The organism is Nocardia sp. NPDC050435 (assembly GCF_040655395.1).
Taxonomy (GTDB): domain Bacteria; phylum Actinomycetota; class Actinomycetes; order Mycobacteriales; family Mycobacteriaceae; genus Nocardia.
This window is the reverse complement of sequence record NZ_JBFAJW010000009.1, coordinates 124,247-136,516: the sequence shown is the minus strand read 5'-3', so window position 1 is coordinate 136,516 and position 12,270 is coordinate 124,247. Positions and strand designations below refer to the sequence as shown.

Here is a 12,270-nt window from a genome sequence, read left to right as displayed (position 1 = left end):
CGAATGTCGGCCCAAACCGCGTCACACCCGCTAATCTGCTCTGTTCGACTGTCGGAAATTCGATCTACGGCGTGTCGAATTCCGGTGTGTCGCAGCAGATCAACCGTGCACTACTGCGCGAATTCCGCTAGGCGAGGTTTTCGACAACCCAGTCGATGCTGCGGGTCAGCTGCGAGACGTCCTCGGGATCGATGGCCGGGAACATGCCCACGCGCAGCTGGTTGCGGCCCAGCTTGCGGTACGGCTCGGTGTCGACGATGCCGTTGGCGCGCAGCACCTTCGCGACCTGCGCCGCGTCCACCGACTCGGCGAAGTCGATGGTGCCCACGACCTGCGAGCGGTGCGCCGGATCCACCACGTACGGGGTGGCGAATTCGCTCGCCTCGGCCCAGGCGTACAGGCGCGAGGAGGAATCCAGGGTCCGCTTGACCGCCCAATCCAGGCCGCCGTTGCCGTTCAGCCACTCGATCTGGTTGGCGAACAGCAGCAGGGTGGCCAGCGCCGGGGTGTTGTAGGTCTGGTCCTTGGTGGAGTTGTCGATCGCGATCGGCAGCGACAGGAACTCCGGGGTCCAGCGGTTGGACGCCTTGATCTCCTCGACGCGGGCCAGCGCGGCCGGGCTCATCAGCGCCACCCACAGGCCGCCGTCGGCGGCGAAGCACTTCTGCGGTGCGAAGTAGTAGACGTCGGAATCGGCGATGTCCACCGGCAGTCCGCCCGCGCCAGAGGTGGCGTCGATGGCGATCAGGGCGTGCTCGGAGCCCGCGGGCCGCTGCACCGGGATGGCGACACCGGTGGAGGTCTCGTTGTGCGCCCAGCCGATCAGGTCGACCGAGGGATCCGAGGTCGGCTCCGGGGCGCTGCCCGGCTCCGACTTCACCACGATCGGGTCGCCGATGAACGGGTTGCCCTTGGCCACCGAGGCGAACTTCGAGGAGAACTCACCGTTGGTCAGGTGCAGCGAACGCTCGCGGATCAGGCCGAAGGCCGCGGCATCCCAGAACGCGGTGGTGCCGCCGTTGCCCAGCACCACCTCGTAACCCTCGGGGAGCTGGAACAGTTCGCGCAGGCCGCCGCGCACCCGCGCCACGACGTCCTTGACCGGCTTCTGACGATGCGAGGTGCCGAACACCGAAGCGCCCGTGTCGACTAGAGACTGCAGCTGTTCCGGGCGCACCTTGGAGGGGCCACAGCCGAACCGTCCGTCGGCAGGCTTGAGGTCGGCGGGAATGGTCGGGAGCGCAGTGGTCATGGCGAACAGAGTAGATGGTGGTATTGCTGTGTCGCCTACCACACTGGGCTTACCCACCCCGCCGGCTGCGCCGGCTGGCAACCCCTGGAGCTAACGTAGCGGCCCATGAACCTGGCGTCGGCTAATTCCGGGTGGCTCCTGCGCGCCCGACGTTCCCGCGGCTTCGGTGGACGGGGCACCGCCCTGTCCGACAGCGCCCGGCGGGAATTGCTGCTACACGGAGCCGCCGGAACCGCGACCGTGCTGGGGCTGCGCCAGAGTTCGGCCGCCGGACCGGAACCGGAGTGGACCATCACCGTCCGGGTGCAGCTGGACGGAACCGCGCCCTACGAGGCCCGGGTGCGGCAGCGGGTGCGCCCGGAGGAGCTGGCGGCGCTGCAACCCGACGAGGTGGTGTGCTGCCGCGTCGACCCGGGCGACCCGGACCGTCTGGTGCTCTATGTCCCGGAATCCGGAACCCCCGCCGGCGTGAGCGTTTCGAAGATCCTCGCCGACGGGCGCCGCGCGGATGCCACCGTGCTCTCGGCCGCGCCGGTGGCCGCCGACTACAGCGGCCGCGCCGACCCGGTGTTGCGCCTGGATCTGGAATTGCGGGCCTGGGACGAACCGAAACCGTGGCATGTGCGCCTCATCCAGCCGGTCCCGCTGAGCGCGATCGGGCTGATCGATCTGGGGCAGCATCTCGAGGTGGCGTTCTTCACCGTGGATCACGGGGAAACGGTGGCCGTGGATTGGGCGGCGTCGCTGGGGGAGGAATAGCGCCACAGCGAATTCTTACCGAAACGCCCATACCGCCTTTAATTCGGGCTCTTACCGTTCGTCCGTGCGTCAAAAACGTTCCCGCCTGGCCGTTCTCGTGATTTCCGTGCTCGGCGCGGGTGCGCTCGGCGGCACGGTGACCGCCTGCGGCCTGCTCGACGGCGACCCGCCCACCGGTATCGCGCTGATCAACGCCGACACCGGTCCCACCGGCGCGCGCGTCGTGCAGGCGCTGCAACAGGACGGTCGCGGCTACACCTGGACCATGGCGCCGCCGGGCGCGGCCGATACCGCGGACTACGCCGCCGTCATCACCCTGCCCGCCGATCTCACCACCGCCGTCGGGTCGCTCGCGGGCGCACAGCCCACCCGCGCGAAGGTGACGGTGGCGGCGCACGAGGACGCCGACTCCGCCCTGGTCGACGGCGCGGCCACACAGGTGTCGCGGCTGATCGGCGCGACCGGCGTGGATGCCGCGCTGGCCGCTGTCGCACAGGCCCGGACCCAGCTGTCCAGCGTGCAGTTCACCGCTCAATTGCTCTCCGCCGGGGTGAATTCCGCGGCCGCGAGCGCGGACCAATTCGGGTCCGGCGCGCAGGAAATGCTCGGATTCCTGGAATACGCCAAATCCGGGTCCGCGCAATTGACCTCGGCTATCCAGATCTTGAACGACACCGTCGACGGCGCCGCCCTGCAGGCGAATCAGCTCGCCGCCGCCCTGGATTCGACGGGCGTCACCATCGGCCAGGTCCAGCAGTCGGCCACCGCGGTCAGCACCGGCCTGGACCAGATCCTGCCGATGCTGCGCGCCCTGCCCTTCGCCGGCGACCCGGCGGTGGCCGACATCATCGCCCGGCTCGACGGCCTACGCACCGTCTCCGGCCAGGCCGGAACCCAGCTGGCGGGCCTGGACCTGCTCGTCGGCGGCGCCGTCGACCCGAACACCGACCTGGGCACCCTGCTGCGCACCGTCGTCGGCCGATTGCAGGGCGCGAGCGCCCAACTGAACGAGGGCGCGAAACTCGCCGAGGGCCTCCCGCAACTGGCCGAACAGGGCGGCGCCATGGTCACCAGCGCCATCTCCCAGCTGACCACCGGCGTCACCCAACTCCAAACCATCGTCGACAACCTCAACACCAACACCGGCAAGGCCATGGCCGCCCTCCCGCTCCGCAGCACCGCCCAGCAATCCGCCCTCGCCCTGGCCCTCACCGACCCCGTCGAAATCGTCCGGGAGTGAGCCGAAACGACCGCGGCCCGTGTTCCCCAGGGAACACGGGCCGCGGTGCGGAAGCGATTTACTGCGCGTCGAGCAGGTCGATCACGAAGACCAGGGTCTTGCCCGAGAGGTGGTGGCCGGCGCCGGCCTCGCCGTAGGCGAGCTTCGGCGGGATGGTCAGCTGGCGGCGGCCGCCGACCTTCATGCCCGGGATGCCGTCCTGCCAGCCCTGGATCAGGCCGCGCAGCGGGAAGGAGATCGACTCGCCCCGGTCCCACGAGGAATCGAACTGCTCGCCGGACTCGAATTCGACGCCCACGTAGTGCACCTCGACGGTGCCGCCGGGCACGGCTTCCTTGCCTTCGCCCTCGATGATGTCCTTGATCACGAGCTCGGTGGGCGCGGGGCCCGCCTGGAATTCGATCTCCGGCTTCGACATTCGGTCAATACCCTTCGATAGGTGATTTGGGGGGTTGCTCAGCGATTGTTGATGACTTGGTAATCGCGCTCACCATAACCGGTGTAGATCTGGCGCGGGCGGCCGATCTTCAACGGCTCGGAATGCATTTCCCGCCAGTGCGCGATCCAACCCGGCAAACGGCCCATGGCGAACAGCACGGTGAACATGCGCGTCGGGAAGCCCATGGCCCGGTAGATGACGCCGGTGTAGAAATCGACGTTCGGGTAGAGCTTGCGCGAGATGAAGTACTCGTCGGTGAGCGCGGCTTCTTCGAGCGCCTTGGCGATGTCGAAGAGCTGATCGTCGCCGCCCAGCTTCTGCAGGATCGCGTCGGCGTGCTTCTTGGCGATCGCGGCGCGCGGGTCGTAGTTGCGGTAGACGCGGTGCCCGAAGCCCATGAGCTTCACGCCGTCTTCCTTGTTCTTGACCTTGCGGATGAATTCCTTGACGTCACCGCCGGCGGCCTTGATGTCGTCCAGCATCTCCAGCACGGCCTGGTTGGCGCCGCCGTGCAGCGGGCCCCACAGCGCGTTGATGCCGCCGGAGACGGAGGTGAACAGGTTCGCGTCGGAGGAACCGACCAGGCGAACGGTGGAGGTGGAGCAGTTCTGCTCGTGATCGGCGTGCAGGATCAGCAGCATGTCCAGCGCGGCGGCGATCTCCGGGTCGACCTCGTAGGGCTCGGCCGGGAAACCGAAGGTCATGCGCAGGAAGTTTTCCACCAGCGACAGCGAGTTGTCGGGGTAGAGGAAGGGCTGGCCGACCGACTTCTTGTAGGAGTAGGCCGCGATGGTGGGCAGCTTCGCCAATAGTCGGATGGTGGACAGCTCGACCTGCTCGGGATCGCGCGGGTCCAGCGAATCCTGGTAGTAGGCCGACAGCGCGTTCACCGCGGAGGACAGCACCGGCATCGGGTGCGCGTTGCGCGGGAAGCCGTCGAAGAATCTCTTCAGATCCTCGTGCAGCAGGGTGTGCCGGCGGATTCTGTCGGTGAAATCCTCGAGCTGGGACTGGGTGGGTAGCTCCCCGTAGATGAGCAGGTAGCTGACCTCGATGAAGGTCGAGGAATCGGCGAGCTGCTCGATCGGGTAGCCCCGGTAGCGCAGGATGCCCTGTTCACCGTCGATGTAGGTGATCGCCGACTTGGTCGACGCGGTGTTCATGAAGCCCGGGTCGTAGGTCACGTACCCCGTGCTGGCCAGCATTTTGCCCAGGTCGACGCCGTCGTTGCCTTCTTTGGCTTCGGCGATCGTCATGGGGTACTCGCCACCTGGGTAGCTGAGCACCGGTTTGGCGTCGTTGATGTGGTCGTTTTCGGGCACGGAAGGATCCCTCTCAGGCTAGGACCGTCGGCATCGGAGTGCGGTCGGCACGGCGGTGCGATTACCTAGACGCTAGTCGCTGTCCACGCGGCCCGAGAACGAGGGTGCCCACCGGAGAACCTCACAAACCTCGCGTGAAGGCGTGAGGTTTGCCCGCTAGGCCACTTGCGGCACCGGGTGTGTCCTGGCCACCCGATATCGGAGGAACGCGGGAAATGCCAGAGCGGCCAGCACCACGCCGACCACGACCAGCACGCCGCCGCCGGCCGCGGCGACGGCGGTACCCAGGCTCGCCGCGGCGAAACCGTGTGCAACATCACCGATCCGAGGCCCACCAGCGACGATGACGATGAAGACGCCTTGCAGGCGCCCGCGCATCTCGTCGGTGGTGACGGTTTGCAGCATGGCGATCCGCAGCGCCGCCGACACCATGTCGACCGCACCGCCGAAGGCCGAGCAGGCCAGCGCGATCGACAGGCCCAGCCCTACCCCGAGGCCGTGCCCGGTGAACCCGACGGCGAGCCCGAATCCGACCATCGCCAGACCCCACAGCGCGATGCAGACCAGCACCGTCAGGCCCTGCCGCCGGACGTGGGAGATCCAGCCGGAGAAGACGCCGCCCAGCACCGCGCCCACCGACATCGAGGCGAACAGCAGGCCGAGCGCCACGCCGCCCTCGGCCGGGTCGCCGAAGGTCTCGTGCGCGATCTCCGGATACAGCGCCCGGGACATGCCGAACACCATCGCGATCACGTCGACCACGAAGGACGCCAGCAGGATGCGCTGCCGGGCCAGATACACGAATCCGTCCAGGACCGTGCGCAATCCGGCCGAGCGGGCGGTGCCGGTCGGCGGGATCGCGGGCAGTCGCCAGACCGCCCACACGGTGGCGAGCAGGGCGATCGCGTCGATCAGATACAGCGTGGACAGCCCGACCACGGGGATCAGCACCCCGGCCAGCACGGGGCCCGCGATGGCCCCGAACTGCTGCACGGTCATGCTGAGCGCGCTGGCGGCGGCCAGGTGCTCGGCGGGCAGCAGGCGGGGGATGGCGGCGCTGCGGGTTGGCTGGTTGACCGCGAACAGCGCCTGCTGCACGCCGAACAGGATCAGCACCACCCACACGTTGTTCAGGCCGCTCGCGGCCTGCGCCCAGAAGGCGAGCGCGGTGAGCCCGGTGCCGGCGTTGGTGATCAGCATGAGCGTGCGCCGGTCCATCACGTCGGCCAGCGCGCCGCCCCACAGCCCGAACACGATCAGGGGCACCAGGCCGAACAGTCCGGCCAGGCCGACATAGCCGGAGCTGCCGGTGATCTGGAAGATCTGCTGCGGCACCGCCACCACGGCCAGCTGCGAGCCGATGACGGTGACGATGTTGCTGGTCCACAGCCGCCGATAGTCGGGATAGCGCAGCGGCGTCGTGTCGGCGAGCAGTTTCACCGGCCGCAGCGTAGCGAGCGGCTCAGCCGCCCGACAGTGTTGTACTCGTCACGGTTGTAGCCGTTGCACGCGCGTGGTCCCGTCGGTCATGCGCACGACGATCCGGTTGTGCAGGCGGCCGCGCCGGCCCTGCCAGAATTCGACCTCGTCGGGGCGCAGCAGGTAGCCGCCCCAGTGCGGCGGCACCGGGATGTCGTCGACGTCGGCGAAGCGCTCGGTGGTCTCGGCCAGGATCCGGTCCAGTTCCGCGCGACTGCCCACCGGCCGGGACTGCTGCGAGGCCCAGGCTCCGAGCTGGGATTCCCGGGGCCGGGAGCGCCAGTAGACGGTGGTGGTCTCGATCGGGGTGCGCTCCACCGGGCCGCGCACGTGCACCTGGCGGCCCAGCGCGGGCCACAGGAAGGTGGCCGCGGCGAACGGGACCCCGGCCAGCTGGGTGCCCTTGGCCGAATCGTAGTTCGTGTAAAAAGTCACACCCGCGGGCGAGAGCCCCTTGCACAGCACGGTTCTGGCTACCGGTCGCGGACCGCTCGCGCCCTGCGCGACGGTGGCCAGCACCATGGCGTTCGGTTCGGCGATGCCGACCGCGGTGGCCTGCTCGATCCAGTGCCGGAGCAGGGGTTCCCAGCCCCCGGCCAGCCAGGTTTCGTCCAGGTCGGTGTCCTCCCCGCTGCCGAAATGCAAGGCGCCGTAATCGACGCGCATCGCGGCCAGATCCGTGGTCGAGACGTTTTCGGCCGGGTTGCGGCCGGCCGGGAAATTGTCCTCCGCCTGCATGGGCCAGACGTTACTCCGCGGTAGCAAGGAGTTATCGTTTTCCTGATCGGCATGTGCCTCGGCGAGCCATCTCATCGACGAGATACCCATGGCGACCATTTCGAGCGGCCTGCAAGCAGCCGCTGCGGATCCGAAGTGCAAGGAGAGTCCCAACATGACTACCGCCGTCCCCAGTGATTTCGTCAGCGGCCTCGAGGGTGTCGTGGCATTCACCACCGACATCGCCGAGCCCGACAAGGACGGCGGCGCGCTGCGCTACCGCGGCGTCGACATCGAGGACCTGGTCGGTGGCCGGGTGACCTTCGGCGACGTGTGGGCCCTGCTGGTCGACGGGGAGTTCGGCCGCGGTCTGCCGCCCGCCGAGCCGTTCCCGCTGCCGGTGCACACCGGCGACGTCCGCGTCGACGTGCAGGCCGGCCTGGCCATGCTCGCCCCGATCTGGGGCTACGAGCCGCTGCTGGACATCGACGACGAAACCGCGCGTGAGAACCTGGCCCGCGCCTCGGTGATGGCGCTGTCCTACGTGGCGCAGTCCGCGCGCGGCATCTACCAGCCCGCCGTGCCGCAGAAGAAGATCGACGAGTGCGCCACCGTCACCGAGCGGTTCATGACCCGCTGGAAGGGTGACCCGGATCCGGCGCACACCGAGGCCATCGACGCCTACTGGGTCTCCGCCGCCGAGCACGGCATGAACGCCTCCACCTTCACCGCCCGCGTCATCGCCTCCACCGGCGCGGACGTGGCGGCCTCGCTGTCCGGCGCGATCGGCGCCATGTCCGGCCCGCTGCACGGCGGCGCCCCGGCGCGCGTGCTGCCGATGATCGAGGCCGTGGAAAAGAGCGGCGACGCCCGGGCGCTGGTCAAGGGCATCCTGGATCGCAAGGAGAAGCTGATGGGCTTCGGTCACCGGGTGTACCGGGCCGAGGACCCGCGCGCCCGCGTGCTGCGCGCCACCGCCAAGCGGCTCAACGCGCCCCGCTTCGAGGTGGCCGCCGCGCTGGAGCAGGCCGCGCTGGCCGAGCTGCGCGAGCGCCGCCCGGACCGCGCCATCGAGACCAACGTCGAGTTCTGGGCCGCGGTGATTCTGGACTTCGCCGAGGTCCCCGCGCACATGATGCCCGCGATGTTCACCTGTGGCCGCACCGCCGGCTGGTGCGCGCACATCCTGGAGCAGAAGCAGCTGGGCAAGCTGGTCCGTCCGGCCGCCATCTACACCGGCCCGAGCCCGCGCAAGCCGGAAGACGTCGCGGGCTGGGCGAGCATCGCCCACGTCTGATCCCTCGATACCCGAGCCGGGCACCGGAATCGCGATTCCGGTGCCCGGCTCGTTTCGGTCCGGCGCCGGGTCAGGGCTTGGGGGCGGGCGTGAAGACGCCGAACTGGTTGCCGCTCGGGTCGAGCAGGTGCGCGAAGACCAGGCCGTCCGGCGCGGTGGTCGGCGGCTGAACCACCTTGCCGCCCAGGCGTTCCGTCGCCGCGGCGGTGGCCGCGACATCCTCGACCAGGACGAAGAAGATGGCGTGATTGGCCCCGGCGTCGGGTGTGTGGGCGACGCCGCCGCCGGGGGTCTCGGTGTCCGGGTAGCGGATCAGGTCGTAGCCGGGCAGGCTCGGGTCGGCGGCGAAGTTCCAGCCGAACAGGTCGCCGTAGAAGCGGTGGGCGCGCTCCGGCTGGTCGGTGCCGATCTGGAACCACGAAACGGTGTTGATGGTCGGGGTCGTCATGGGTTTGCTCCGGTCGGATAGTCGGGATCGCTGTGCGACACCACGATCACCCGGCCCGGCGACAACCCTGTGTCGGTGTTTCCGAAGTTCTTGCCGCCGAACGGTTCACAGCGCGATCGCCCGCACCTCCTGATCCGACGGCCCGCACGGATAGCCCTCGCGCGGCCGGATCGGCGCCGGAAGATCGGTCAGCGCGAGCGCGCTCATCCGATCCAGCCGGAACACGCGGAACCCGTCGCGCAACCGGCACCAGGCGATGAGATACCAGCCGCGAGCCCCGTTGACGAGTTCGACCGGCTCCACCGCCCGCTCACTGCTCTGCCCGAACTGATCCCGGTATCCCATGCTCAGCACCACGCCGCGCTCGATGGCCTGCCCGATCAGCGGCGGCAGCTCCGGCAGCTCGGTGTCGCCGGGCGGTCGCATCAGGCGCACCCGGGCGGCCAGGTCGCGGGCCGCCGCCGCGTTGCGCTCGGGCATGGCCGCCAGCACCTTGTGCAGGGCGCTGCGGCCGGCGTGATCGAAGGGCCCGCCCTTGTTGCGCGCCAAAGCCACTGCCAGCGCGACGGTTTCGGCCGGGGTGAAGTTCAGCGGCGGCAGCGACATGCTCTTCTCCAGCGCGTAACCGCCACGCCGGCCGACATCGGCGTAGATGGGGATGCCCGCCTGCTGCAGCGCGGCGATATCCCGTTCGATGGTGCGCAGGCTGACGCCGTGCCGCTCGGCCAGCTGGCGCGCGGTACGCAGGCGCGGCGCCACGGCTCGGAGCTCTTCGACGATCGCGTACAACCGATCCGTCCGGTTCACCCCGCCACCGTAGACCTGCCCACCGACAACTTCCGGCGCTCAGCGCTCCCGTTCGGGCAGATCCAGCACCAGCCGCGCGCCGCCCAGCGGACTGTCGTCGAAATACGCCTGCCCGCCGTGCAATTGGGCCTGCTGTGCCACCAGCGCCAACCCCAGCCCCGACCCGCCCTTGCTGGCCTGGCTGCCGCGATAGAAGCGATCGAACACGGCCGCGCGTTCGTCGGCCGGAATACCGGCGCCGTCGTCGTCGACGGTGATCAGGATGTGGCCGTCGGGCCTGCGGTGCGCGGAGACGAGCGCGTTCTTCGCGCGGCCGTGCTTGACCGAGTTGGCCAGCGCGTTGTCCACCGCCAGCCGCAGCCCGGCGGGCAGGCCGCGGGTGATCAGCTCGGCGTCGCATTCGATGCTGACCCGCAGGTCGGGGAAGTGCCGCATGGCGTCGTGCGCGGCCTGATCGCACAGGTCGCCGACGTCGGTGGCGACGTGATCGCGCTCGTTGGTGAGATCGCCGGTGGCCAGGCGCTCCAGCGCGCCGAGGGTGGTCTCCACCCGGCCCTGGCTGCGTTGCAGGTCGGTGAGGATCTCGGTGCGCTGCGCCTCGTCCAGGTCCAGGGTGCGCAGCACCTCCAGGTCGGTGCGCATGGCGGTGAGCGGGGTGCGCAGCTCGTGCGCGGAGACGGCGGCGAAATCGCGGGCCGTCTCCAGCGCGGCCGCGGTCTCGGCCTGCGCCTCGTCGACGCGGTCCAGCATGGTGTTCACCGCGTCGGCCAGCTGCTCGGCCTCGCGCACGCCCGAACCGTCCACGGGCGTGGTCGGATTGGCGGGATCGGCGAAGCCGCTGCGCCCGGCGACCTGCCGGGTCAGGCGCACGATCGGCCGGACCGCGCGCCCGGCGAACAACCAGCCCAGCGCGGCGGCCGCGGCGATGGCGATGAGCGCGCCGCCCAGCACCCACTGGCGCTGTTCGGCGGTCGCGCGCGCGGCCTCTTCGGCCGGGATGCCGAGGGTGACGACTCGCCCGGCGGGCTGTTTTTCGGTGGTGGTGAGCAGCCGGTAGGAACTGCCGTCCACCATGGCGGTGTGGAAACCCGTTGCCTCCTCGGGCAATCGGACCTGGCTGCTGGCCACCACGGTGCCGCTGTCGCGCACGGTGACGGCGATGTCGTTGTTGAGCCCGGTCAGGCTGATCAGCCGGACCGCCACCACCGGATCGATCAGCACCAGGCGCGAGGCCATCCGCAGCTGCTGGTCGCTCTGCTGCAGATTGATCCGCTCGATCGCGCGAATACTGATCAGGCTCAACAGGGTGACGATGATGATCGCGCCCATCGCCGCCGCGGCCGCGACCCGCGTGCGCAGCGAGAACGCCCTCATTTCGGCGGACGCAGCACGAATCCGACGCCCCGGATCGTGTGCAGAAGCCTTGGGGTGTCCTCGATTTCGAGTTTCCGGCGCAGATATCCGACGAACACGTCCACCACATTGGTGTCGGCCGCGAAATCGTAGCCCCACACCAATTCCAGTAACCGCTCCCGGCTCAGCACCACGCCCGCGTTGCGGGCCAGGGTGGACAGCAGCTCGAATTCCCTTTTGGTGAGCTCGATTTCCTGTCCGTGCAGCAGCGCGCGGTAGCCGGCCTCGTCCACCTCGAGCGGCCCGACGCAGATGGCCCCGGGAGTCTCCGGCACGGGCGCGTCCGAGCGCCGCCGCAGCAGCGCCCGGATCCGGGCCACCAGTTCGGCCAGCACGAACGGTTTCACCAGGTAGTCGTCCGCGCCGGACTCCAGGCCGGAGATCCGGTCGTCGACCGAGGCGCGGGCGCTGAGCACGCAGATCGGCACCTCGTTGCCCATGGCCCGCAGCGCGGTCACCACGCCCGCGCCGTCGAGCACCGGCATGTTCATGTCCAGCACGATGGCGTCGGGCGCGTGCTCGTTCACGCTGCGCAGGGCGGCTGCCCCGTCCCGGGCGACGAGCACCCGGAAACCGGACAGCCGCAGTCCGCGCTCGACCGAGGCGAGCACGTCTTCGTCGTCGTCGACCACAAGCACCGTGGGGTTAGCCGTCACAGGGTCATTGTGCCGCGCCGACTCGGCCGGATCGGTCAAGGCCGGGATCAGTAGTTGTGGCAAACGGCCGCGACCTCGGCGATCGTGTTGCCGATGCCGGCGGCCCGCGGATCGTTCTGGGCCTGGGCGGCGGCGTCCGGGTTCTCCTCGACGATGCGCTGGAATTCGGCGCGCCGCTGTTCCACCGGCAGATCGAACTTGGCCTTCAGCTCGGCCTTCTGCGCCGGGTTGTTGTCCAGGATGTTGGCCAGGGCCGGAGCCTTGTCGTGCAGCGCCGCGTCCACCTGCGCGAAGGTGCAGGTCGAGTTCAGCAGCGGCGCGGCCAATTCCAGCGGGCCCGCGTTCGCCACACCCGGCGCGAGCAGCACGGCTACCGCGCCCGCACCGCCGGCGAGCAGGGCGGTAGCAGAGCGAGCAGAGAAACGCTTCATGAAGTCACTC

At 69.5% G+C, this 12,270-nt stretch carries 13 protein-coding genes; 3 read left to right on the top strand and 10 right to left on the bottom strand.

The genetic code is table 11. From position 1 onward, the window contains the following. Window positions 1-127: 127 nt before the first annotated feature. Window positions 128-1,252, bottom strand: coding sequence for a phosphoserine transaminase (serC, locus tag AB0I43_RS26480; protein ID WP_356975128.1), 1,125 nt, complete (start codon window positions 1,250-1,252; stop codon window positions 128-130). 105 nt (window positions 1,253-1,357) lie between these two features. Here serC and AB0I43_RS26475 point away from each other — a divergent pair, with 105 nt between their 5' ends. Both AB0I43_RS26475 and AB0I43_RS26470 read left to right on the top strand, forming a co-directional pair. Continuing rightward, window positions 1,358-2,011 carry a hypothetical protein gene (locus tag AB0I43_RS26475; RefSeq protein ID WP_356975130.1) on the top strand — a complete coding sequence of 218 codons (654 nt, stop codon included), beginning with the start codon at window positions 1,358-1,360 and terminating at the stop codon, window positions 2,009-2,011. Between the two features lie 64 nt (window positions 2,012-2,075). After that, on the top strand, window positions 2,076-3,251 hold the full coding sequence (locus AB0I43_RS26470; RefSeq protein WP_356975132.1) for a hypothetical protein: 1,176 nt from the start codon (window positions 2,076-2,078) through the stop codon (window positions 3,249-3,251). A gap of 58 nt (window positions 3,252-3,309) precedes the next feature. On the opposite strand, the gene AB0I43_RS26465 is transcribed toward AB0I43_RS26470, so the two are convergent. The 4 genes from AB0I43_RS26465 to pdxH all read right to left on the bottom strand — a co-directional run bounded on the left by AB0I43_RS26465 (window position 3,310) and on the right by pdxH (window position 7,229). Continuing rightward, window positions 3,310-3,669 carry an FKBP-type peptidyl-prolyl cis-trans isomerase gene (locus AB0I43_RS26465; protein WP_356975134.1) on the bottom strand — a complete coding sequence of 120 codons (360 nt, stop codon included), beginning with the start codon at window positions 3,667-3,669 and terminating at the stop codon, window positions 3,310-3,312. Window positions 3,670-3,707: 38 nt separating this feature from the next. Beyond that, window positions 3,708-5,012: a citrate synthase gene (locus AB0I43_RS26460; protein WP_356975136.1), complete on the bottom strand. Its 1,305-nt coding sequence runs from the start codon at window positions 5,010-5,012 to the stop codon at window positions 3,708-3,710. A gap of 156 nt (window positions 5,013-5,168) precedes the next feature. Further along, window positions 5,169-6,452 (bottom strand): MFS transporter, encoded by a 1,284-nt coding sequence (locus AB0I43_RS26455; protein WP_356975138.1) that lies wholly within the window; start codon window positions 6,450-6,452, stop codon window positions 5,169-5,171. A gap of 48 nt (window positions 6,453-6,500) precedes the next feature. Further along, window positions 6,501-7,229: a pyridoxamine 5'-phosphate oxidase gene (gene pdxH, locus AB0I43_RS26450; RefSeq protein ID WP_356975140.1), complete on the bottom strand. Its 729-nt coding sequence runs from the start codon at window positions 7,227-7,229 to the stop codon at window positions 6,501-6,503. 154 nt (window positions 7,230-7,383) lie between these two features. Here pdxH and AB0I43_RS26445 point away from each other — a divergent pair, with 154 nt between their 5' ends. Further along, the gene (locus AB0I43_RS26445) at window positions 7,384-8,505 is read left to right on the top strand and encodes a citrate synthase 2 (RefSeq protein WP_356975142.1); all 1,122 of its coding nucleotides are present in this window, start codon (window positions 7,384-7,386) and stop codon (window positions 8,503-8,505) included. Window positions 8,506-8,575: 70 nt separating this feature from the next. Here AB0I43_RS26445 and AB0I43_RS26440 read toward each other — a convergent pair whose 3' ends face one another. From AB0I43_RS26440 to AB0I43_RS26420, 5 genes are all read right to left on the bottom strand, one after another. Beyond that, window positions 8,576-8,953, bottom strand: a complete 378-nt coding sequence (locus AB0I43_RS26440; RefSeq protein WP_356975144.1) for a VOC family protein — start codon at window positions 8,951-8,953, stop codon at window positions 8,576-8,578. A 105-nt stretch (window positions 8,954-9,058) separates the two neighbouring features. Further along, window positions 9,059-9,760 carry a YafY family protein gene (locus AB0I43_RS26435; protein ID WP_356975146.1) on the bottom strand — a complete coding sequence of 234 codons (702 nt, stop codon included), beginning with the start codon at window positions 9,758-9,760 and terminating at the stop codon, window positions 9,059-9,061. Between the two features lie 39 nt (window positions 9,761-9,799). Continuing rightward, window positions 9,800-11,134, bottom strand: a complete 1,335-nt coding sequence (locus AB0I43_RS26430; RefSeq protein ID WP_356975148.1) for a HAMP domain-containing sensor histidine kinase — start codon at window positions 11,132-11,134, stop codon at window positions 9,800-9,802. Then, the gene (locus AB0I43_RS26425) at window positions 11,131-11,829 is read right to left on the bottom strand and encodes a response regulator transcription factor (RefSeq protein WP_356975150.1); all 699 of its coding nucleotides are present in this window, start codon (window positions 11,827-11,829) and stop codon (window positions 11,131-11,133) included. The genes AB0I43_RS26430 and AB0I43_RS26425 overlap by 4 nt, the downstream gene beginning before the upstream one ends. Before the next feature lie 47 nt (window positions 11,830-11,876). Beyond that, on the bottom strand, window positions 11,877-12,260 hold the full coding sequence (locus AB0I43_RS26420) for a hemophore-related protein (RefSeq protein ID WP_356975151.1): 384 nt from the start codon (window positions 12,258-12,260) through the stop codon (window positions 11,877-11,879). Between the last annotated feature and the right edge of the window lie 10 nt (window positions 12,261-12,270).